We start from the raw sequence: 21,809 nt of genomic DNA on the forward strand, positions 1-21,809 counted from the left end.
CTCAAACCATACCGTTGACCAACAAGCCGTTGCCCGGAAGCTTCAGCGAAGGTAACATGGAACCCGAATACGTGGAGAAGGATTGCAAAGCCTGCATTTTCTGATTAAGCAATCCGTTTGCCGGCACTTCGTTGAATCTGGCCGTTAATCTTTCCACGTTTCTGGCCAAACCCTGGCTTCCGATGAATGCCTGGCTCGTCTCCTCATAGCTGAGTTGCAAACTGCTCGCTAGCCGCTGTTCATCCAGCACCAACTTTCCGAAGCTTGCCGCATGGATGCCGATCTGTTCCAAAGTTTCGGCGCCGACCGCAACCGCCTGATCCAAGCTTTTCGTGACGGCCGAGTTCACGTAATCTCCCGCTTCGCCGAGCCGATCTCTCATCTCGTTATAGCTCTCGACGAACTGTCTGGCTTGTTCGATCGCTTTGCCGGAATGCTGTCGAATGGCGATCTCGATTGAATCGGTCCCCTTGTTAGCGGTAGGCCGCCTTAACGTTGCCGAAACTTTACTTTTCTCCAACTCGATCGCATTCGTCTGAGATGTCCTGATCGCGCCTCCGTTTAACGAATACGAAGCGTCGGCTGCGTTTCGCATAACCGATCCGATACCCGTTGCCGCGACGACATTACCTATCTCGTCCGTAAAGGCGAAAGCCTGTCTCGTTCCCGTCTTGTCGCTTACGAGTTCGAGTCTGGACGTTCCCTCGTCCTTTTTGTTCTCGATGCTTGCGGTGACGCCCGTTCGGGCCGCGTTTATCGCGCTTTTTATTTTCGCTAACATCTGCCCGTTCGTTTCCGTACCGGTTATCCGAACATCGATCCTTGTCGTCCTTTCGTCGATTGTGATCGCGATTCGATTCGCGCCGACATGAACCGATGCGGGTTCCTCGATAGATGCTTCTCTCCCTATATTAATCTGCGGCTCGGCAATCGATTGAACGGCCAGTCGATAACGTTGAATCGCAGCACCGTTCAAGGCAACGGCTGTCGCCGTAGAAGAATCCGAAGAAAACGCTTCTCTTTCCCGATAAGCTGAAGAAAAACCGCTCGCCTTCGAATTTACATCCTGAGCGGCCTGAAGAAAGCTCGCCATGACGGAAGCCGCTTCCCTAGCTATCGCTTGAAAAGGATACGACTCCGACAGTCTTATCCAGGGGTCCTCCAGTTGTCTGTAGGCTTCCTGTTCTCTCAACGCTCGTTCGATCGGAGATACGCGCGGCACTTTTCTCATAAAACCTACGTTGCGAATAGGAAATGCCATCCTGAAATCACTCCCAATGGATAAAAATGGATGCCAATCACTATATCTTCGTCTTATTCGTCTAACTCTCCTCCTACCTATTCCCCAAACCGAAAAAAATCCAAACCGGAAGGGAAGAGTCAAATCCTCCAAAATGGCGCAATCTAACCTCTAACGAGGGCAGGAGCGAATCGATCTACTATATAGATCATTCCTATGCATAATAATGTCTATTTCCGAACAGAAAAATGATTTAGAATGAGAACAGGCGCGTACAGATTTGTCCTGCCCGCCATAGTATGACTAACATGAATGCAGAGGGATGCACAAATGTCTGTTGACAATGAAAAAATGCAAGCGACATGGCAACAGTTTTTCGGTCCTAACCTAGGCTACATCCAAGAACAATACGAAATTTATTCGCAGGATCCTCAAGCGGTGAGCCCGCAATATCGCGAGCTGTTCGCGCAATACGGAGCTCCTCCTCGCACGGACGCGAGCACAACCTCGAACGCGGCAAGCGAACTGTCGCAAGGCAACGCCAAGGCGTTCGACGCATCGATGCTCAAAAAAGCGATCGCAGCCGGCCAACTGGCCTCGAATATACGAGCTTTCGGTCACTTGGCTGCGGATATCGATCCGCTAGGCCTTAGCCCTCAAGCAAGCGCCGAAATGATCGAACCCGCCACTTACGGGTTAACCGCAGACGACCTGAAGCTATTGCCTCCGGATTGCATCTGGGAAGATGCCCCTTACGCGTTTAATAACGCTTGGGAAGCCGCGCAGAAGCTACGCGAGATCTACACCGGACCTATCGCGTTCGAATTCGGTCACGTACATGCGGAAGAAGAACGCAAATGGCTGAACAAGCAAGCGGAAACGGTCATCCCTTCTACGAAGCTACTCGCTTCGGAGCGCGAATCTTTGCTTCGCAAAGTGCTTGAAGCCGAGCAGTTCGAGGATTTCCTTCAGCGTACCTTCGTCGGACAGAAACGTTTCTCCGCGGAAGGCATCGAATCGCTTATACCGGTAACGGACGAAATCGTGCACGAGCTCACGAATGACGGAGCCCGTCATATTGCCATGGGCATGGCGCACCGTGGCCGCTTGAACGTGCTCGCTCACGTATTGGGCAAGCCTTACGGCAACATTTTCGCTGAGTTCCATAACTCGCCGAACAAGAACCTCATTCCTTCGGAAGGTTCGATCGGTATCAACTACGGTTGGACGGGCGACGTGAAATATCACTTGGGAGCTAATCGCTCGGTACAATCCGGCCAAACGGCTGAAACGCGCATTACCCTCGCCAACAACCCGAGCCATCTCGAGTACGTGAATCCCGTCGTCGGCGGCTTCGCTCGCGCGGCACAGGAAGACAGAAGCAAACCCGGTTACCCGGAACAGAACCTGGACTCCGCCGCATCGATCGTCATACATGGCGACGCGGCATTCTCCGGCGAAGGCATCGTCGCCGAAACGTTGAACTTCAGCAACCTTAAAGGTTACATGAGCGGCGGAACGATTCATATTATTGCCAATAACCGTATCGGGTTCACGACCGAAAGCCATGATTCCCGTTCGACTCATTACTCGAGCGATCTGGCCAAAGGCTTCGAGATTCCGATCGTTCACGTTAACGCCGACGATCCGGAAGCTTGTATCCTCGTCGCCCGTATGGCTAGCCAATACCGCACTCTGTTCAAGAAGGATTTCTTGATCGACTTGATCGGATACCGCCGATACGGCCATAACGAAACAGACGATCCGGAAACGACTCAACCGCTTATCTATAAGAAAGTCAAAGCCCATTCTCCCGTCGCGAGCCTGTATTCGGAAAGACTCGTTCGCGAAGGCGCTTTGTCGGCGGAAGGCGCGGATCAAATCAAGCGCGACGTCGTAAACAAGCTCAAAACCGCCTACGAACAAGTAAAAGGCCAGGAACAGAGAAATCCGATCCAACAATCGCATCCGAAGGAGTTCAACCCTGCCGCGCCTAAACCGGTTACGGCCGTGCCGATCGAGAAGCTGCGCCAGATCAACTCCAACTTGCTGAAATGGCCGGAGAACTTCAAAGTATACGGCAAGCTGCAACGTATTCTCGAGCGTCGCGCCGATGCGCTGAACGACGGGGAAAAAGTCGACTGGGGCCAAGCCGAAACGCTCGCGTTCGCCTCCATACTGGCAGACGGCACGCCGATCCGATTGAGCGGTCAAGACGTGGAAAGAGCGACCTTCGCTCACCGTAACCTCGTTCTTCATGATTCGGAGACGGGAGACACATTCTGCCCATTGCATGCGTTGCCGGAAGCGAATGCTTCGTTCGCTATCCACAACAGCCCGTTGTCCGAAGCAGGCGTACTCGGACTCGAGTACGGTTATAACGTATACGCTCCGGAAACAATGGTGATCTGGGAAGCGCAATACGGCGACTTCGTTAACGTCGCGCAAGTGCTTATCGACCAGTTCATCTCCGCCGGACAGTCGAAATGGGCACAGCGTTCGGGCCTGGTCATGCTCATGCCTCACGGCTTCGAGGGCCAGGGTCCGGAGCACTCCAGCGCAAGAATGGAGCGTTTCCTGCAATTGTCGGGCGAAGAAAACTGGACGGTCGCGTATTTGTCCAGCGCTGCCCAATACTTCCATCTGCTTCGCCGTCAAGCTTCGATCCTGAATACGCAAGAAGCGCGTCCGCTAATTATGATGGCTCCGAAGAGCATGATCCGGAACCCTTATGTCGCTTCACCGGCGGAGAAGCTGAGCGAAGGCACGTTCCAGACCGTCATCGAACAACCGGGCACCGGTCCCAATGCCAAACGCGTGGAACGTCTCGTTCTCTGCACGGGCAAAGTAGCGATCGATCTCGCGGAAGAGCTCGACAAAACGCCCGATATCGACCGCGATTGGTTGCATATCGTGCGCGTAGAGCAACTGTATCCATTCCCGAAACAAGAGGTTAAAGCCATCATGGATCGCTTCCCGAACCTCTCCGAGGTATTGTGGGTTCAGGAAGAGCCAAAAAATATGGGAGCATGGAGTTACATGGAGCCGCGTCTTCGCGAGTTAGTCGACACGTCCAAAGTGACCGTCAGCTACAACGGACGTCCGAAACGTTCGAGTCCCGCGAGCGGTTATCAGCAAATCCATGTTTTCGAACAACAATTCATTATTAATCAAGCGCTGGTTCAGAAAAAGAAAACGGCAATTAAATCCGGGAGGTAACAGCAATGCATGACATAATCGTACCAGCCATGGGCGAGTCCATAACGGAAGGAACGATCTCGAAATGGATCGTCAAAGTCGGAGACGCAGTCCATCAAGGCGACCTCCTGCTCGAGCTGGAGACGGACAAAGTAAACCTGGAAATTAGCGCCGATCAAGACGGCGTCATCACTGAAATTCTCGCGAACGAAGGCGATACCGTCAAAATCGGAGATGCCGTAGGTAAAATCGGCGCGGCGGGCGCTGCTCCCGCTGCGGCTCCTGCCGCCGCACCTCAAAAGGAAAGCGTGCCGCCAGCTCCTGCCGCTCCGGCTCCCGTTTCCGCTCCGACGCCTGCCGCTGCAGCTGCGGTTATCGACGGCAGCTCGACGCTTGCGACTCCGGCAGCCAGAAAGCTAGCCCGCGAGAAAGGCATCGACCTGAACGCGGTAACCGCCCGCGATCCGATCGGACGCGTGCACGCAAACGACGTCGCCAACGCGGGAACGGCTTCTGCTAGCGCGCCAGCCGCACAAGCGCCTAAAGCCGCTCCCGCGATCGATAAACCGACTTCCAACTCGAACAAACCGGAAGAGCGCAAACGAATGTCCCGTCGCCGCCTGACGATCGCGAAACGTCTTGTCGAAGCTCAACAAACGGCTGCGATGCTGACTACGTTTAACGAAGTCGATATGACGGCGATTCTCGAAATTCGCAAACGCCGCAAAGACGCTTTCAAAGAAAAACACGATGTCGGCTTAGGCTTCATGTCCTTCTTCACGAAAGCGGTCGTCGGCGCGTTGAAAGCATTCCCGCACTTAAACGCGGAAATCAGCGGCGATGACATTATCGTCAAGAAATACTACGACATCGGTATCGCCGTATCGGCGAAAGAAGGCTTGGTCGTTCCGGTTCTGCGCGATGCGGATCGTCTCGGTTTCGCCGAAATCGAACGCAACATCGTTCAACTTGCCGGCAAAGCGCGTAACAATACGCTTGAATTGTCCGAGCTCCAAGGCGGAACGTTCACGATCACGAACGGCGGCGTATTCGGTTCCCTGTTGTCGACTCCGATCCTGAACGCGCCTCAAGTCGGTATTCTCGGCATGCACAAAATCCAGATTCGTCCGGTCGCGATCGATGCCGAACGCATGGAGAACCGTCCGATGATGTACATCGCCCTGTCCTACGATCACAGAATCGTAGACGGAGCGGAAGCCGTGCAATTCCTCGTCAAGATCAAGGAAATGCTCGAAGATCCGGAAACGCTGCTGCTCGAGGGTTGATCCTCGGATAGCGATGCTTAAATAAAAAACCGTTTCGCCTCCCGCGCTTCATGCACGGGTTGCGAAACGGTTTTTTTGCTGCGATCGCCTTCTAACTTCGGTTCTTCAATCCCTCTACGATTTACGCGTTAGCTACCAGCAATGCGGCACCGATAGCTCCGGCCTCTTTGCCGAGCTGCGGACTAACGATTCGCACCCCCGCTACCATAGAAGGAATTCCAACATCGTCGATCGTTTCACGCATAGGTCGAAGCAACGGTTCGCCGATGCTAGAGGCTCCTCCACCGAGTACGATGACTTCAGGGTTCATCATATGGATGAGGCTGACAAGCCCCGTTCCAAGCGCCCTGCCCGCTTCCTTCAAGACGCCGAGCGACAGCGCGTCGCCCGCCGCCGCGGCTTCCGCCACATGTCGGGAAGTGATCGGGCTATTGCCTGCGAGAGACAGCAGCCTCTCAGCCTCTTCCGGCCTATCCGCCGCAAGCCGTTGCGCGCTTCTGCCGATCGACGTTCCCGACGCGTACAACTCCACGCAACCGACGTTGCCGCATGCACAGCGCGGGCCGTTCCAATCCAGCGTAATGTGACCTAGCTCGCCCGCGCTCGAATCCCGGCCACGTATCAGCTTGCCGGCGCTGACGATGCCCGTTCCGATCCCCGTCGATACTGTGACGTATACGCAATTTTTCGTTCCTTTACCAGCTCCCGCCGCCCACTCTCCGTAAGCGGCCGCGTTCGCGTCGTTCTCCAGGCTGACCGGGACGCCGAAGGCTTGCCTAAGCTTCTTGCCTAGCGGCACCTGATTCCATCTCAAATTGGAAGCCATGGCGACGATCCCCTCTTCGGCGTTTAACGTTCCGGCAGTCGCCACGCCGATGCTCTTCAATCGATGCTCCGGTTCTAGACCCTCCCGGATGAGCGCGATCATTCGCTCGATGACGGCGTCCGCGCCCTCGCTCGCGTTCGTGGCCGTCTCCGCCTGGTGCAGCTTCTTTCCTCTCTCGTCGAGGAGGACGGCGAGTATTTTCGTTCCGCCAAGATCTATGCCTACATAAACTTTCTTCTCCATAACCGATTATCCCCTCTAGGTTACTTCAACACGGATGCGCTGAATATTTGTTGCAGCATTAACGTAGCCGATCCGTATAGCGCGCCCTTCTCTCCTAAAGAAGCTGCCAATACGCGGTCTCTTGCGAACCGGAACGAGAAAGGAAACTTCTCCAGCCCTTGCTTGATTTGCTCCGAGAGCTTGGAGGAACGGTTGATCCAGCCTTCGATGATGACGACCTCGGGGCTGACGAGATTAACCGCGCTCGCGATCATCAAGCTTGCTACTTGCGTGATTCGATCGAATACCGGTTCCAGCCATGCCTCTCCGGCATCATACATCGAGATGATCTCGTCCAACGTCCGCGGCTCATCTTTGCCTTGCTGCGCCGCGAGCTCCCGGCATCTGCTCACGATGTAAGGACTCGTAAGCACCGTTTCCGCGCATCCCCGCTGACCGCAATTGCAGATTTCGCCTTGCGGGTCTACGGGGATATGTCCGATCTCGCCGGCCGCGCCGCGAAAACCCGAGTGGATCTGGGAATTCAGAATAATCCCCGCTCCCATGCCTTCGTTGATCGTCAAATACACCAAGCTGCTCTTGTCCTTCCCGGCGCCGATATAATGCTCCGCGAATGCTGCCGCGTTGGAATCGTTCACGATCTTGATCGGAACGTTAGGGAAAATCTCGGACACTTGCTTCCGCAAGTTGAAGTTGTTCAGCTTCAATAGACTGGAATACAGCACCGTCTCCTCCCTCTCGTCGATAATGCCCGGGGTCGAGATGCCGATGCCCATGATTTTGTTCGCGGTTAAAGTACCGACATGGTTCATGCAGTTCCGAAGCGCCGAGCCGATCTGCTCCGCAAGCGAATCGTTGCCGATGGCAATCTTCGTAGCGAATTCCGTGATGCACTGTCCATGAAGATTCATGACCGCGCAGATGAGGGAGTTATTGCCTAGGGAGATGCCGATAACGCAGCCGCCGTCCTTGTTGATCTGCAAGTAGGTCGCCCTGCGGCCTGCCCCCGCCGTGATCTTCTCCCCCACCTCTTCGACGAAATTTTGGGCGATCAGTTCTTCGATTAGCGCGGACACCGTCGTCGCGCTCAGCTTCGTGATCTTCGTCAGCTCCGCGCGCGTAATCCGCCCTTCCCGATGAAGCAGGTTCATGATCATTGCCGTATTGATTTGTTTCATTAATCGCAGATTGCCTTTGATTCTCATAGCAGGTTTACCCTCCCGATTATCGCCAGCTTGCGATACGGCTTAGACTTGTCCATTCAATCTATATTGTATTATTTCATTCACTGGACTAATTACAGTATAAAGATAAAAAAGAAGCGGTGCAACGGACTTATACGCCCGTGCGCCGCTTCTGGTTGTTCTGTACTTTATGGATCTGCGTCTTCATCTGTTTCGTGTTGGAGGAGAAGTTTCCTTGCTTGCCGCCTGCTTGCTGCTGGGCTTTCTTCTTCTCTAGAATTCTCTTGATCGCGTCTTCTTGGCTCATGGGCTCGCCCCCTGTCATTGTACTTATCCATTCTACAACATCGGAGCGCCTTATTTAATATTTTTCCCGTAAAAAATTTCGTCCATTTCCTCTTTCAGCTTTTGCGTAATTTCGACTTGTTCCCGAGAGTCCAGAATATCCTTCGAATATCCGAATAGATAGTTGTTCAGATCGAACTCGCGAAGCTTGCACTTCGTATGAAAAATGTTTTCCTGATAGACGTTAACGTCTATCATGTCGTACTGCTGAATGACCTCCTTAGGAATATAATTCTGAATCGAATTGATATCGTGGTCGATGAACAGCTTGTGGCCATTAATGTCTCTCGTGAAGCCCCTTACGCGGTAATCGATCGTCATGATATCGGTATCGAACGAATGGATCAAGTAGTTCAGCGCTTTAAGCGGCGAAATTTCCCCGCAGGTCGATACGTCGATATCCGCCCGGAACGTGCTGATGCCCTCGCTAGGATGATATTCCGGATACGTATGAACCGTAATATGGCTCTTGTCCAACTGCAAGACGACGTTGCCCGGCAGAGGGCCAGGAGACTGGTCGTAAGATTCGTTCGGAACTTCCACGACGGGACCTTCCGACACGAGCAAAGTTACGCTGGCACCTTGAGGCACGTAGTCCTGCTTGGCCGTGTTGAGCACATGCGCTCCGATAATGTTGGAGACGGCATTCAGGATTTTGGTCAGCCTATCCGAGTTATATTGCTCGTCTATGTACGCGATATAGGATTCGCGTTCTTCCTTCGTCTTCGTGTAGCAAACATCGTACATATTGAAGCTTAGCGATTTGGTGAGATTGTTAAAACCATGCAAAGTAAATCGCTGTTCGGGCGTTAGCATCGTCGTCGCCTCCCGTTCTTCTCTCATATTACCCCTATTACCTTTATCCGATTCATGGGCTAGTCCGTATACCATGAAGTTTCCACCACCGTTCGGCAAAATATTCCAACAAAAAAGGACGAATTTATTTATAATAGGATGAGATTGATAGCTACTATTCAAACGGGGTGCGAAAATGAGATTCCTATGTATGTTGCTAGCCTGCTGTCTAATGCTTACCGCTTGCGGCGGAGCGAAAACGACTTCAGGCAGCCGAAACGGACATGCTGCTCACCAGCCGAAGATGGACGTCAAACTTGATGTCGAAGGCAACCAGGTCACGGTTAACGTGATTACCGATATGACCATCTCTCCCGAGCATTACGGAATGGCACGCCACGACATGGAGGGACATATCCATATGTACCTCGACAACGGGGACAAAATCGCAGTCAAGGAAGCGCATAAGACGTTTCCCGATCTTCCGCCCGGTAAGCACACGATTAAAGTATCTTTGCACAACAACGACCATACCCCCTATGACGTGACAAAGACGTTCGATTTCGAGATCAAATAATATTCCCCCTATAGGAGAACCGTTGCCGTGCTTAGACAATTTAGCCTGCAAAGCCGCATTCTGATTCTCGTCACCTCCATAACCGTCGTTCTGATGTCCGTGATCGTCTGGTTCGATTCGTACAGCTTGCAACGCTCCGTCGAAGAAACCTACGTCAGCCAGTTGAACGGAATGACGACCGCGATTAACGGACGCTACGAGGAATCTCATAATATCGAGGACGTCCAGCAAATTTTCGATTATATCCAATATAAGAACGGCAACGTCCTTCAACTCACCTTATACGGCAAAGACAAGGTGCTCGCCTCGACGGGACGCGATCTTGTAGGGAAACCTAGTCCTCCCGGCTTCTTGAACTCGTTGCTGCTGGCAAAAAACGAAACGCTCGTGGAGCACATTAGGCATGACGCCGACGGCATCCCAAAGGATAAGCTTATGACATCGCTTAAGGAAGACGGCGTAACGATCGGGGCGATCGAGCTGTTGTTGGATACTTCCGAGAACACGAATCTGATCCGGAATCGCATCACGTTTATCATCGTCGTCGGACTTTCGATCGCCATTATCTTGCTAGTTTCCCTCTCCCTCATTATTCGCAAGCTGCTTATCCGTCCCCTCTTAAGATTGCGCGAAGCTGCTCTCTCCGTTAAGCATGGAGACGATTACAAGGAACTGAACCTCGATTCCAGCCAGGAAATCAACGAGGTCGCCTCCGCATTCAACGAGATGGTACATAACTTGGAAGGCCGATACTTGGATCTCCAGCTCGCGCAGAAGCAACTTGTGGAATCGGAGAAGATGGTCGCCTTGGGCAATCTCGTCGCCGGCGTCTCGCATGAGATCAATACGCCTATCGGCATCGGAGTGACGGCCTCCTCCTACTTGGACGAGAAATCAAGGGCTTTCCAGAACTTATTCCAGGAGAGCAAGATGAAACGTTCCGACCTCGAGGATTATTTGAAGACGGTACGCGAAACGACGGGAATGATTCAAACGAATCTGTACCGGGCTTCGGAATTGATCCGCAGCTTTAAGCAAGTAGCCGTCGACCGGTCCGTAGAGACGAAGAGAAAATTCCTGGTAAAGGAATACATCCAGGAAGTGCTCATCAGTCTGCAACCGAATCTGAAAAAAACGAAACTGCGCGTCGTGCAACTCGGGCGGGAAGGCGTCGAGGTGTACAGCGATCCGGGAGCGATCTCGCAAATCGTGACGAACCTCATCATGAACTCGATTATCCATGCCTACGACGCGGATACGGAAGGTACGATTACGATCAATACATCCTCCTACAAAAACGAAGCAACGATCCACTATTCAGACGATGGCAAAGGCATGCCAAGAGAAGTGTTAACGCAAATCTTTAATCCCTTCTTCACGACGAATCGCTCCGGCGGAGGAACCGGTCTGGGCATGCATATCGTTTACAACCTGGTCACTCAATCGCTTGGCGGCACGATCAGATGCGAGAGCACCCCCGGAGCCGGTACGGACTTTATTATCCAAATACCTATTATGAACGAGGGATGAAACATATGGTTAGCGAACAACAAGACGACTTTCTGTTCTTCGCGGACGACGAGCCTGAACAGGCCGATTCCGTTAGCGACAAAGAAGGCTGGAAGGTCATCATCGTGGACGACGAGCAGGAGATCCATAACGTGACTCGGATGGTGCTTGGGGATTTCACGTTCGACGGTAAACGGCTGGAAATGCTTAGCGCCTACTCCGAGACCGAAGCGATGGAACTGCTCGGGAACAATCCCGACGTTGCCATTATTCTCCTCGATGTCGTCATGGACCAAGACGATACCGGCTTAAAGCTGGTGAAATATATTCGCGAACAATTGAAGTACTCCTCGGTTCGCATTATCCTGCGCACGGGGCAACCGGGACAAGCTCCGGAGAAGCTGGTCATCACGGAATACGACATTAACGACTATAAAGAGAAAACCGAGCTCACTTCCCAGAAGCTTTTTACGACGGTCATGTCGGCGCTTCGTTCCTATCGGGATATTATCGTCATCGAAAACAACAAAATCGGTTTGGAAAAAATCATTAATTCTTCCGCGGACTTGTTCGAGCTCAAGTCGATGCGCAAATTCGCCTCCGGCGTTCTGACACAGCTGACGTCGATCCTGAATCTGAATAAAAACGCTCTCCATTGCAACAGCTATGCCGTCTCCAAGGGGCTGGAGAAAATCTATATTCTGGCCGCGAGCGGGGACTACGCTCCGAACGAGAACGACAAAATCGAAGACGTAGTGCCGCATCATGTGCTGAATAGCATCGAGAATACGTTTCGGGACAAAAAAGGCGGCTTCTTCGACGATCATTTCACTTGTTATTTCCAGAGCAAGACCGGCAGCGAGAACGTCATTTACTTCGAGGGTACCGTCCCGCTTAACGAATGGAACCGGTATTTAATCGAGATCTATAGCTCCAACGTGTCCGTGGCGTTCGAGAACATTTATTTGAACGAAGAGGTCGAGAACACGCAGAAAGAAATCATCTTCACGTTAGGCGAAATCGCGGAGACGCGGTCCAAGGAAACCGGCAACCACGTCAAGCGCGTTGCGGAATATTCTAAGTTGCTTTCGCTGAAATACGGATTCACGGAAGAAGAAGCCGAGATCGTCAGACTCGCGTCGTCAATGCACGACGTCGGCAAAGTCGCCGTTCCCGACGAAATCTTGAATAAGCCGGGAAAACTTACGCCCGAAGAATTCGAGACGATCAAGAACCATACGAACCACGGATACGCCATGCTCAACCATTCTAATCGCGATATCATCAAGACGGCCGCCATTATCGCCCATCAGCATCACGAGAAATATAACGGCAAAGGGTATCCGAACGGATTGGCCGGGGAGGACATTCATATTTACGGAAGAATCGCGGCGATCGCGGACGTCTTCGACGCGCTGGGCAGCGAGAGAGTCTACAAGAAAGCTTGGCCGCTAGATGAAATTCTCGCTTATTTCAAAGAAGAGAGCGGTCAGCACTTCGATCCGAAGCTCGTGGACATCTTCTTCGAGAACTTGCCGAGCATTCTGAAGATCAGAGACCAATACACGGACGCGAGAAGTTAATATTCGGACATGGAAAATGAGAGCCCGCGGAGGGCTCTCTTTTTTCATGATCGGCGGCGCGAAGAATGGCGGCGCATTACTGTGCCATGTATCCGCCGTCCACGAGCAACGTAGTTCCCGTGATAAAGGAGGCATCGGCGCTCGCGAGGAACAGTACGGCTTTGGCGACTTCTTCCGGTCTGCCCAACCGTCCCATCGGATGCAAGCCGATCAGCTCCCACTCAAACGCGGCTCTCAACTAACAGTTACTCCTCCAAACCGACTAACTCCCACTCGAACGTGGCTCTCATCTAGCAGTTACTTCTCCAGACCAACTAACTCCCGCTCGAACGTGGCTCTCATCTAGCAGTTACTTCTCCAGACCAACTAACTCCCGCTCGAACATGGCTCTCAGCTAGCAGTTATTCCTCCAAACAAACTAACTCCCGCTCGAACATGGCTCTCAGCTAGCAGTTACTCCTCCAAACAAACTTACTCCCGCTCGAACATAGCTCTCAGCTAGCAGTTACTCCTCCTAACCGACTAACTCCCGCTCGAACATAGCTCTCAGCTAGCCAGTTAGCAAAAAAGCAGGCATAACCCCACACTATGTGCTGGAGGAATGCCTGCTTTCCGCGTAAACTAACCCTTCACCGCGCCTACGCTTAGCCCGCTGATGATGTACTTCTGGAAAAACAGGAACACGAACAGCGGCGGAAGCAGCGTCATGCTCAGGATGGCGAATCTTACGTTCCAATTGATCGTCGAGCCGGCGTAGATGATCTTCGTGTAAATCGCTCCCGCGATCGGCAGCTTATCTTCTTGCATGACGAGACTGGACCAGTAGAAATCGTTCCAGATGCTCGAGAAGCCTAGCAACAGTAGCGTCACTAGAATCGGAGCGGACAGCGGAACGGCGATGCCTAGGAAACTTCGAAGCTCGGAAGCTCCGTCGATACGCGCCGATTCGAACAGCTCCTTGTGGATCCCTTCGAAGAAATTCCGCAGCAGCAGCAAGAAGAAGGCGTTCGCGCCGGACGGTAGCCAATAAGCCCAATACGTATTGAGCAAGCCCAAATTTTTAAGATTCAGGAAGTTCGGAATCAAATACGAAGCCGAGGGAATGAGCAACGTGGACAAAAAGTAAAGGGCAACCCATTTCTTGAAAGGCACCCTCAGATGAGCCAATCCGAACGCCGCGAGTCCGAGTACCGTCAAGGAGAACAAAGCGCTCCCCGCGAAAATCAACAGCGTATTTTTGAAATGAAGGCCAACGTTCAAATAAGTCAGCGACTCTTTGTAGTTCCCCCACAACCAATGGCTCGGAAAAAAAGGCGCCGGAAACGCGAAAAATTCCTTAGTCGACTTCAGGGAGTTCAGAAACGTGTTCACGAACGGATACAACATCGACAAGGAGATGAGTACGATGCAAACGACCATGATTCCGTATACCGCTCTGACTCCCGGCTTACGGAAATCGTATCGCGACATGAGATCCCTCTCTTGCGTCGTCTTCATGTTTCGTCCCCTCCCCGTCTCAGCTTGAGCGTGACGACCGTGAAGATGACCAGGAACGCGAACATGAGCGACCCCATCGCGCTGGCGTTACCGAAATTAATATAAGTGAAGGCTTCCCGCGTCGTGAGCAGCAAGTACGTCAGAGTCGCGTTATCGGGACCTCCTCCGAACATCAGCAGTTGGGACTGGAACGCTTGCGAGGTGGCGATCAGCTGCAATACGAGCAATAACAAGATAAGCCCCTTAAGGCTAGGCAGGGTCACGTAACGAATGCGCGCCCATACGCCCGCTCCGTCCAACTCCGCGGCCTCGTACAGGTCCTTGGGAATCGCCGCAAGACCCGCGATATAGATCAGCGTCGCGCTTCCGAAATTCTGCCACGTTTCCAGAATAATCAACGAGAATACGGCGTGCTCTTTGCTATAGAAATCGAAGCTGGGCAAGCCGATGAAATTCAAGAACGAGTTGATCGGTCCGACCGGATCGTAGAACCATTGCCACATTCCGTACAGGACGATCGCCGGAATAATGCTAGGCAAATAACCGATGATGCGGGCGACCGATTGGAATCGCTTGAGAACCGACACGGATATCGCCATCGCGATCGGCACCCAGAAGCCGATGACGACCGCCAATCCCATATAGACAAGCGTGTTCTTGATCGCCGTGTACAGGTCGGGGTTGCTCAGAACCTCTTTGTAATTATCCCAGCCGACGAACGTATTCCCGCTCACGAAATCGACGTTATAGAAACTGTAGGATATGCCTTTGAAGATCGGAACCCATAGAAAGATCAGGAACACGGCGAAGGCCGGCAACAGGAACAGCGTCCCCGTGGCGTACACCCGCGTTTTCCTGGCCATTTTACGCTTCGCGACGGGCGTTTCCAGCTGTAACTCCATCGTTCAACACTCTCCATTCATAGATCAGGGCCTATACTGCGAATCAGCATAGACCCTTCTCTCGTCTCTCGGATGCTATTCGATTTTGACTTTGTCGAAGTTGTTTTTCTGAATTTTGGCCGCCGCGTCGTCCAGGATTTTCTGGAGATCGATGTCGCCTTTGCTCGTGAACACTTTCTGAATCACGTTCGCCAGCTCGCCGTAATACGCTTGCGTCTCGTAACTAGCTTCCTTCTTGGACTCCATCAGTTGGCTAAGCTCTGCCGGGAACTTGTAGACGTTATCGTGCTTCGCCAATACCGCCTCGTATTTCTTGCCATACTCCGAGTCGTCGTTCCAATAGTTAATGAGCTGCGGCACGTACACTTGATTTTTCCCTTTTTGCGAAGTGATCTGGGCATCGATGGAGTCGAGATACGCATCCGTAAAATATTCGTCGACCACGAAATCGAATGCCGCCTGTTGTTGCTCCTTGGTAGCGAGGCCGTTGATGACCTTATAGTTGCCTCCCGCGATACCGATATGCTTGCCGCCCTTCGTCATGGAAGGAATCGGGTAGATCAATAGATCGTCTTTGTTAAGTCCGCCTTGGTTAATCGCGGTGTCGAGGGCGTTGCCGCTTCCGCACATCACCATTGCGGCGCGTCCTTGTTTGAACAATGTCAATGCGTCGCCGTAACCGAGCGCCCAGGTTTTCGGAATGACGTTCGCGTCTTTCAAATCCTTATAGAACTGGAGAGCTTTAAGGCCCGCTTCCGAATTAAACGTGGCCGTTACTTTCCCATCGGCAACGGATTCGACCTCGCCTCCGGCGGAATACAGGAAGTTCGTCCAGTTCCAGCCGGATTCGGTTCCCTTACCCATCGGCACGAAGCCCGCGATGCCTTTGGCCGGGTCGTTGACCGCCTTGGCGGCAGTTAGCATATCGTCCCATGTCCAATCGAGAGGCGGCAGTTCTACGCCTTTGTCCTTGAACAGCTTCTTGTTGATCGTAATCGTCATGCCGTATGCGTCGATCGGTATGCCGTAGGTTTTGCCGTCGATGATGAACGGCGCCAATGCGACCGAGTTCAGATCCTTAGCATAAGTCCAACCGTTCAGCTTATCGGTCAAGTCGATAATCCATTTCTTGCTCGATAACATCTGGGCTTCCGTCGCCCAAGTCGTGAACTCGGTTTGCGCGCTGTTGGAAGCCATCTTGATCGCGATTTCCGTGTTCTCGTATTTCCAATACTTCGGCGTTACCGTAACGTTCGGATACTTCGCTTCGAACCGTTTGATGCGAGCGTCCAGCGTCGCGTTCTCTTCCGTCTTGTCCGCCGGCCACGCGTAAGCGACGATGCTCACGGGATCGGCATTCGGCGTAGGTGCCGCCGGTGTGCTCGCGTCGGGAGTGCTTCCGTCCGTTGCATCCGTCGTCGATGCCGGCGGCGTCGAGCTCGCGTTACCTTCGTTTTTGCCGCTTCCGCACCCAGCCAGCACGATAACGAACGCCAGCGCGCCAATCAGCATACTTTTTTTCATCGTACGTTCAATCCCCTCTCGATTGCTCTTTTATCTTACATTTTTATTATAAAAGAACATAATATTACCAGTCGATGAGCGATATATCGTTTACGAGGGGATTCATTATGATTTGATCTCGGAAGGATTGACCCCGAAATGCTTCTTGAAGATTTTGCTGAAATGCTCGGGAGACTCGTAACCGATCTCGTCGGAAATCTCGTACCTTCTCATATCCGTCGTCAGCAGCAGCCTTTTGGCTTCGTTCATCCTCAGCTTCGTAACGTAATCCCAGAGGTTGATTCCGACGATTTTTTTGAACAAATAACTTAAATAATTCGGGCTTAGGCATACGTATTCGGCAATTTCCTGGAGCTTCAAGCCCTTCTGCCGGTAATGCCCTTCCATATATTGAACGGCGTTCGCGATAAACGAGTTATTGTCGTCCAGTATGCGGCTTGTCGCCAGAATCTCTCCCGCGGACGGCGGTCCCCCGTGTTTGCCGAAATCTCCGATATAGAACACGTCGTGGTCCCGGTGAATCTCGCTCCAGCGAAGAGCTTCGTCCGCCTCCCGGGCAATGTCCGCCCAGCTCTGCATGCCTTCGCGGATCGTGCTGATCCCGATCGCATTCTTCATCCGCAAAAACTTCAATAAGTTGTTGTGCAGCAATTGGGCGATCATCGTCTGCTCGTTCAACCGGCTTGGGTTATCCATCTCCTCGCGCGAGAATTGCAGGACGACCGAAACCGAATGGCTGCCGCCATGGAAAACGAGACTGTCCCAACGGCTCAGCGTTTCCTCGACGACGTTAAGTGCAGCGTACCGGAGCAGGTTCCGATCGCGGAACGAACGGATATCCGCTTCGTACATCCCGGCCTTGGCCAGATTCAGCTTGATGGATAGCATACAATAGAAAGGCCCGTCGAATCTTCGCCCCAAGTACGCGAATACCTCTTCCACTTCCGATTCGTCGAACCCTTCGGAGACAAGCTCGTTCAACAGATGATTGCGGTTCGAAGCCATGTCCTCGAAGGAAAACTTCTGCGAGAGCGTAGAATCCGTCAGAACGCGCATTTGCGTGTCCCTCTCCGTAAGAAGTCCCCGCACTAACCGAATGAGCTCCTTCGTGACGACCGGCTTCACGAGATATTCCTTCACGCCGAACCTCAATGCCTTCTGCGCGTATTCAAACTCTCCATGCGCGGAGAGGACGATGACGGGGATGAGCGGGTTCTCGGTAAATAAAGTCTCGATCAACTCAATGCCGCTCATCAGATCCATTTGGATATCGGTAATGAGCAGATCGATTTTCTCCAAGCGGATATAATCGAGCGCCTCGAAGCCGTTGTAAGCCACGAACACTTCCGAAATGTCGATGTTCGCGTTCTTCAACATCGTGGCTACTCCCATGCAAATCATCGGTTCGTCGTCTACGACCAATACGTTATACATCCCGACCCTCTCCTCGCTACATCTGGGTTTCTTCCGCGTTCGCGGGAATGATCATGACGGCGTAGGTGCCGCCCTCCGGCCGGGCTTCGAAAACGAGTCCGTAGCCCTCTCCGAAATGGAGCTTGATCCTTCGGTTTACGTTCTGGATGCCGAAGCCCATCTCCGGCAGCTCCCCGTTCGCGATAGCGTTCAGCTTGCCGATATCCGCCGCCCGGTATCCGTTATCGCCGATGCGAATCTCGACTTGCTCATCCTTGCCTTTGATCGATATCCAGAGCTCGCCCTCGTTGTTCATCTTGCGGATGCCGTGCAAGATCGCGTTCTCCACGAGCGGCTGCATGACGACCTTCGGAATGAGGTAGCTCTTCGTCCGTTCCTCGATATCCCAGTGGATCTTGAATTCGTAATTGTTGCGCTTCTGCTGCAATCTGACGTAAGCCTCGATATGCTTCAGTTCCTCGGAGATCGGGATCAGCGTCTTCCCCCGGCTCAGCCCGATACGCATTAGCAGCGAAAGATCGCGTATCATCTCGGCCGATTCCTCGTTCCCTTCGATCGTCGTGCGCCAGAATATCGACTCCAACGTGTTATAGAGCAGATGCGGATTGATCTGCGAATGAAGTATCGTCAGTTCGGCTTCCTTATGTTTTAATTCAAGGTCGTATTTATCGTGAATCGTCTGGTTGAGCCGTTTCGTCATTTCGATGAACGCATTGTTCAACAAACCGATCTCGTCGCCCCGTTTCACCTTATATTCGTTCGTTAACGGTCTTCCCGGCTCGAAGGAACGGCTCAACCTAGCCAAACGGGAAAGCGGGCTTAGAATATGCCGGAAAAAGTAAATGCTCGCCAGGAGCAAAATACAGAAGTAAACGATCATCAAATAATTGACGAGCTCCCGCATCGATTCGTGTTGCCCGATAATCGACCGGATCGGAATTTTGAACAGCAGCTTCGTGTCGCTGTTCTCGCTTGTATGGATGGCATAGAGCCATGATTCCTTGTCATCTCTGTCGATATATACGCCCTCCGAGGAGCGAAATATTTGTTTCGGAAGGCTGAAGAGGCCGCCGATCTCGAGACCGGCCGTATTCGCCAGTACCGAGTTGCTCTTGTCTAGCAAGACGATCTGCCCGTCCTTAGGGATTTTGAGCGATTCGAGATCTTTCTGCAGGAGCGAGTCCAGTCCCGTCATCACGAGTACGCCGGCAATCGTCCGATCCCCTAACGTATTATTGCTCATCCCCCGAATGTAGGCGGCCGTCTTCACGCCGTGAGGATTGTTCCCAAGCTCGTTCATGACGCGGATAATGCCGGTTCCCCTGGCGTTAATTGCCGTCTGAAACCAACCGGAGGGGGATAGGTCGCACGAGAAAAACACCCCGTTCTCCTTGACGCTGGAAGCCGGAGCGAAAGGATAGCCGTCCGCCAGCTCGGGAATGAACACCGAGAAATTAACGCCGCTCTTCGAGTAATTCGTCAGCAGCTTATCGAGCACGAGATATTTTTGCAAGCGGTCGTATTCGCTAAGCTCCGTCGTGTCGAACATCAACTGGGTTTCCGGAGTGAACATCAGCTTCTCCGTCGTGCCGTCCACCGACATCACGTCCCGGTCCAGCGTCAGATGACTCGTCTTGACGAGTTGGAACAGCGTATCTCCCATCTGATCTTCCGTGATCTTGGCCACTTTGACCGACACGATCCAATAGGCGACCAGAATCGGAATCACGATGAGGAAAACGAAAAACACGACCAGCTTCTGGATCAAATTCATCCGGGATAGCCACTTCACCATGTACGAACCATCCACCCTCGCTAAGCTTTACGCCTCGAATGAATATTATTTTCCAATATTCCCCTCTACTCTATCATAGTTCCGCCTAACGTTACGCGCGATGTTCGATATGACGATTAAGCGGTGCATTATTACGGTCCCGTGTCCCGCCATAGAAAAAGAACCTCGCCCTCTTAGAAAGGGCGGGGTTCGCTGATCGGATAGGTCAAGGATTTCAACTATATTTCTGAGTGTATAGGAACTCTTTAACGGCCTCGCTCCTTAATAAGAGCACACAGGAAACGACGGAGTAGACCATCATCCCGACGATCAGCACCGCTACGGCACTCGGCAGACTGTATTCTCCCCACTGCATGAGAAGCGAGAACCCGGACAAGGTACTCAACGCCGCTCCGAAAATGAACACGTACCGCACCCATGTCACTCCGGCGAACAGCGCAATCGAGATGGCGATCTGAACGATGAGCGAGAACAAGGCCAAGTTGATCACGGCCGAGAAAATCGCAGCCGCAACGTTAATCGCCGCGATGGCGAAGACGATCCCCTTGCCGACCTTATACCGCCTTTCTTGTCGTTTCAGATAGCGCTCGTATTCTTCCTCCCGCTCCTCCTTCGACTCCCCGTCGAACTTGCCGAAGCTTGGCGGCGATATATCATGCTGGGGTAGCGCCAGGTTGGCGGAAACGTCTTTCAGCTTGCGCGCCAACGCCTCCATGTCCATTGCGTTCGACAGATCGAGCCGCTCCAACGCCAACAGAATCGCGGTCTTGGCCTGAACGTCCTCGTTCGTCTTGGCCCGATACTTCTCGAGTACTTCGGCGATTTGATCCGGCGACCGCTTCATCGTCTTAATCTCATCGATCGTGAAGAACAGCTTGCGCATATCCGCGATCGCGTTCAACTCCGCAATGTCCCGTTCGGAGTAATCGCGGTACTCTCTTCCGTTGACCACGTTGGACCGAGGGGAGATCAGCTCCTCCTCTACGTAGTACCGTATCGTTCTTTCCGTCAATCCCGTGCGCTCGCAAACCTCTTTTATTTTCATAGCGTCCGCCCTCCCGCTTCCAATGTACGTTCTTACGTAACGTAAGAGTCAACACCTTTGTCGCATTTTCCGCGGAAAAAGCTTAAGAAAGCTCCTCCCACCTCGCCCACAGCTCCGGAGGGTTCAGTTCGTACACCTCGCGCTCCCGATACATGAACTGGTGCATGATGAACTCCCGGCGAATCGTCGCGAAGTCCTCGTGTACTTCCTTGATAAACGCGTTAAGTTCTTTCTCGGAATACGCTCGCCCCTTCTCCAGGCGGGATACGAGATGCTCCAACACGATGAGCTTCTTCTTTAACTGCGCAGGCAAGCTCTTTAATTTCCCTTCCGCCGTGAAGAAATTCCTTAGCACGCTGTCTCTCGTCCGTTGATTCTCTTCGTTCATCGTCCCCGACTCTCCTTTGCTAGCCCCAACCCTCCGATAGATTAACGCTTCGGTGGCCGCGGAATTGCTCTTAATGAAATAATCGTTCAGCGTAAAATATATCGTATTCTTCTCCCGGCGTTCGTTAATAAGCGCCGCATCCCGCAGCTTCGTCGCATGATGGGTGATCGTTGCGGGCGTAACCCCCAGCTTCTCCGCCAGCGTTTGCCCGTTCAATTCGCCTTCCGCGAGCAGGATCAGGATTTTGATACGGGTCGCGTCGGCTAACGCCTTATGGAAGTTCACGACTTTTTCCAATTGCATGGTGCTGTGCCTCCTGATTTAATAATTATCTAATTAGATGATAACTAAATTAGTTATTAAATACAAGAAGAGGATTTCCACTAAAGCCTCGGACTCGCCACATAATGTTGTGTGACAAGAATTTGTATCGATTCC

General features: G+C 52.5%; 17 protein-coding genes and 1 pseudogene. 5 read left to right on the forward strand and 13 right to left on the reverse strand.

The window, feature by feature from the left end; translation table 11 throughout:
• Nucleotide 1: 1 nt before the first annotated feature.
• A complete protein-coding gene (fliD, locus tag D7Z26_RS24285; protein WP_120979629.1) occupies nt 2-1,261 on the reverse strand; it encodes a flagellar filament capping protein FliD in 1,260 nt (419 codons plus the stop codon).
• Nucleotides 1,262-1,570: 309 nt separating this feature from the next.
• Between fliD and D7Z26_RS24290 the strand changes: the two genes are divergently transcribed.
• Both D7Z26_RS24290 and odhB read left to right on the forward strand, forming a co-directional pair.
• Nucleotides 1,571-4,459 carry a 2-oxoglutarate dehydrogenase E1 component gene (locus tag D7Z26_RS24290; protein ID WP_120979630.1) on the forward strand — a complete coding sequence of 963 codons (2,889 nt, stop codon included), beginning with the start codon at nt 1,571-1,573 and terminating at the stop codon, nt 4,457-4,459.
• A 5-nt stretch (nt 4,460-4,464) separates the two neighbouring features.
• Nucleotides 4,465-5,724, forward strand: a complete 1,260-nt coding sequence (odhB, locus tag D7Z26_RS24295; protein ID WP_120979631.1) for a 2-oxoglutarate dehydrogenase complex dihydrolipoyllysine-residue succinyltransferase — start codon at nt 4,465-4,467, stop codon at nt 5,722-5,724.
• 121 nt (nt 5,725-5,845) lie between these two features.
• Here odhB and D7Z26_RS24300 read toward each other — a convergent pair whose 3' ends face one another.
• From D7Z26_RS24300 to speD, 4 genes are all read right to left on the reverse strand, one after another.
• Complete coding sequence (locus D7Z26_RS24300; protein WP_120979632.1) at nt 5,846-6,793, reverse strand: ROK family protein; 948 nt, start codon at nt 6,791-6,793, stop codon at nt 5,846-5,848.
• 20 nt (nt 6,794-6,813) lie between these two features.
• Nucleotides 6,814-7,998 carry an ROK family transcriptional regulator gene (locus D7Z26_RS24305; RefSeq protein WP_120979633.1) on the reverse strand — a complete coding sequence of 395 codons (1,185 nt, stop codon included), beginning with the start codon at nt 7,996-7,998 and terminating at the stop codon, nt 6,814-6,816.
• Nucleotides 7,999-8,128: 130 nt separating this feature from the next.
• Entirely contained in the window at nt 8,129-8,284 is a 156-nt protein-coding gene (locus D7Z26_RS27355; RefSeq protein ID WP_158602428.1) for a hypothetical protein, read from the reverse strand.
• A gap of 50 nt (nt 8,285-8,334) precedes the next feature.
• On the reverse strand, nt 8,335-9,138 hold the full coding sequence (gene speD, locus D7Z26_RS24310) for an adenosylmethionine decarboxylase (protein ID WP_120979685.1): 804 nt from the start codon (nt 9,136-9,138) through the stop codon (nt 8,335-8,337).
• A 175-nt stretch (nt 9,139-9,313) separates the two neighbouring features.
• Between speD and D7Z26_RS24315 the strand changes: the two genes are divergently transcribed.
• The 3 genes from D7Z26_RS24315 to D7Z26_RS24325 are packed head-to-tail and all read left to right on the forward strand — an operon-like array spanning nt 9,314 to nt 12,786.
• Nucleotides 9,314-9,694, forward strand: a complete 381-nt coding sequence (locus D7Z26_RS24315) for a hypothetical protein (RefSeq protein WP_147423896.1) — start codon at nt 9,314-9,316, stop codon at nt 9,692-9,694.
• Between the two features lie 27 nt (nt 9,695-9,721).
• Nucleotides 9,722-11,224: a sensor histidine kinase gene (locus D7Z26_RS24320; protein WP_120979635.1), complete on the forward strand. Its 1,503-nt coding sequence runs from the start codon at nt 9,722-9,724 to the stop codon at nt 11,222-11,224.
• A gap of 5 nt (nt 11,225-11,229) precedes the next feature.
• Complete coding sequence (locus D7Z26_RS24325; protein WP_199731775.1) at nt 11,230-12,786, forward strand: DUF3369 domain-containing protein; 1,557 nt, start codon at nt 11,230-11,232, stop codon at nt 12,784-12,786.
• 76 nt (nt 12,787-12,862) lie between these two features.
• Here the strand turns inward: D7Z26_RS24325 and D7Z26_RS24330 are convergent.
• From D7Z26_RS24330 to D7Z26_RS24365, 8 genes and pseudogenes are all read right to left on the reverse strand, one after another.
• Nucleotides 12,863-13,000, reverse strand: a pseudogene (locus D7Z26_RS24330) (SDR family oxidoreductase); the annotation flags it as partial.
• A gap of 407 nt (nt 13,001-13,407) precedes the next feature.
• A complete protein-coding gene (locus tag D7Z26_RS24335) occupies nt 13,408-14,283 on the reverse strand; it encodes a carbohydrate ABC transporter permease (protein WP_120979637.1) in 876 nt (291 codons plus the stop codon).
• Nucleotides 14,280-15,185, reverse strand: coding sequence for a carbohydrate ABC transporter permease (locus tag D7Z26_RS24340; protein WP_325050473.1), 906 nt, complete (start codon nt 15,183-15,185; stop codon nt 14,280-14,282). Before D7Z26_RS24340 ends, D7Z26_RS24335 begins: the two co-directional genes overlap by 4 nt.
• Before the next feature lie 75 nt (nt 15,186-15,260).
• Nucleotides 15,261-16,709, reverse strand: coding sequence for an ABC transporter substrate-binding protein (locus D7Z26_RS24345; RefSeq protein WP_233567183.1), 1,449 nt, complete (start codon nt 16,707-16,709; stop codon nt 15,261-15,263).
• 105 nt (nt 16,710-16,814) lie between these two features.
• A complete protein-coding gene (locus D7Z26_RS24350; RefSeq protein WP_120979638.1) occupies nt 16,815-18,143 on the reverse strand; it encodes a response regulator in 1,329 nt (442 codons plus the stop codon).
• Between the two features lie 16 nt (nt 18,144-18,159).
• Nucleotides 18,160-19,938: a sensor histidine kinase gene (locus D7Z26_RS24355; protein ID WP_120979639.1), complete on the reverse strand. Its 1,779-nt coding sequence runs from the start codon at nt 19,936-19,938 to the stop codon at nt 18,160-18,162.
• Nucleotides 19,939-20,152: 214 nt separating this feature from the next.
• The gene (locus D7Z26_RS24360) at nt 20,153-20,983 is read right to left on the reverse strand and encodes a MerR family transcriptional regulator (RefSeq protein ID WP_120979640.1); all 831 of its coding nucleotides are present in this window, start codon (nt 20,981-20,983) and stop codon (nt 20,153-20,155) included.
• 82 nt (nt 20,984-21,065) lie between these two features.
• Nucleotides 21,066-21,674, reverse strand: a complete 609-nt coding sequence (locus D7Z26_RS24365) for a DUF2087 domain-containing protein (protein WP_120979641.1) — start codon at nt 21,672-21,674, stop codon at nt 21,066-21,068.
• Nucleotides 21,675-21,809: the final 135 nt, after the last annotated feature.

Origin of the sequence: Cohnella endophytica, from assembly GCF_003628305.1 — a bacterium.
GTDB lineage: Bacteria > Bacillota > Bacilli > Paenibacillales > Paenibacillaceae > Cohnella > Cohnella endophytica.

What these genes read in the sequence shown, in the direction of transcription:
- fliD (WP_120979629.1), bottom strand. Translation starts at nt 1,261, where the DNA reads ATGGCATTTCCTATTCGCAACGTAGGTTTTATGAGAAAAGTGCCGCGC.
- D7Z26_RS24290 (WP_120979630.1), top strand. Translation starts at nt 1,571, where the DNA reads ATGTCTGTTGACAATGAAAAAATGCAAGCGACATGGCAACAGTTTTTC.
- odhB (WP_120979631.1), top strand. Translation starts at nt 4,465, where the DNA reads ATGCATGACATAATCGTACCAGCCATGGGCGAGTCCATAACGGAAGGA.
- D7Z26_RS24300 (WP_120979632.1), bottom strand. Translation starts at nt 6,793, where the DNA reads ATGGAGAAGAAAGTTTATGTAGGCATAGATCTTGGCGGAACGAAAATA.
- D7Z26_RS24305 (WP_120979633.1), bottom strand. Translation starts at nt 7,998, where the DNA reads ATGAGAATCAAAGGCAATCTGCGATTAATGAAACAAATCAATACGGCA.
- D7Z26_RS27355 (WP_158602428.1), bottom strand. Translation starts at nt 8,284, where the DNA reads ATGAGCCAAGAAGACGCGATCAAGAGAATTCTAGAGAAGAAGAAAGCC.
- speD (WP_120979685.1), bottom strand. Translation starts at nt 9,138, where the DNA reads ATGCTAACGCCCGAACAGCGATTTACTTTGCATGGTTTTAACAATCTC.
- D7Z26_RS24315 (WP_147423896.1), top strand. Translation starts at nt 9,314, where the DNA reads ATGAGATTCCTATGTATGTTGCTAGCCTGCTGTCTAATGCTTACCGCT.
- D7Z26_RS24325 (WP_199731775.1), top strand. Translation starts at nt 11,230, where the DNA reads ATGGTTAGCGAACAACAAGACGACTTTCTGTTCTTCGCGGACGACGAG.
- D7Z26_RS24335 (WP_120979637.1), bottom strand. Translation starts at nt 14,283, where the DNA reads ATGAAGACGACGCAAGAGAGGGATCTCATGTCGCGATACGATTTCCGT.
- D7Z26_RS24340 (WP_325050473.1), bottom strand. Translation starts at nt 15,185, where the DNA reads ATGGAGTTACAGCTGGAAACGCCCGTCGCGAAGCGTAAAATGGCCAGG.
- D7Z26_RS24345 (WP_233567183.1), bottom strand. Translation starts at nt 16,709, where the DNA reads ATGAAAAAAAGTATGCTGATTGGCGCGCTGGCGTTCGTTATCGTGCTG.
- D7Z26_RS24350 (WP_120979638.1), bottom strand. Translation starts at nt 18,143, where the DNA reads ATGTATAACGTATTGGTCGTAGACGACGAACCGATGATTTGCATGGGA.
- D7Z26_RS24355 (WP_120979639.1), bottom strand. Translation starts at nt 19,938, where the DNA reads ATGGTGAAGTGGCTATCCCGGATGAATTTGATCCAGAAGCTGGTCGTG.
- D7Z26_RS24360 (WP_120979640.1), bottom strand. Translation starts at nt 20,983, where the DNA reads ATGAAAATAAAAGAGGTTTGCGAGCGCACGGGATTGACGGAAAGAACG.
- D7Z26_RS24365 (WP_120979641.1), bottom strand. Translation starts at nt 21,674, where the DNA reads ATGCAATTGGAAAAAGTCGTGAACTTCCATAAGGCGTTAGCCGACGCG.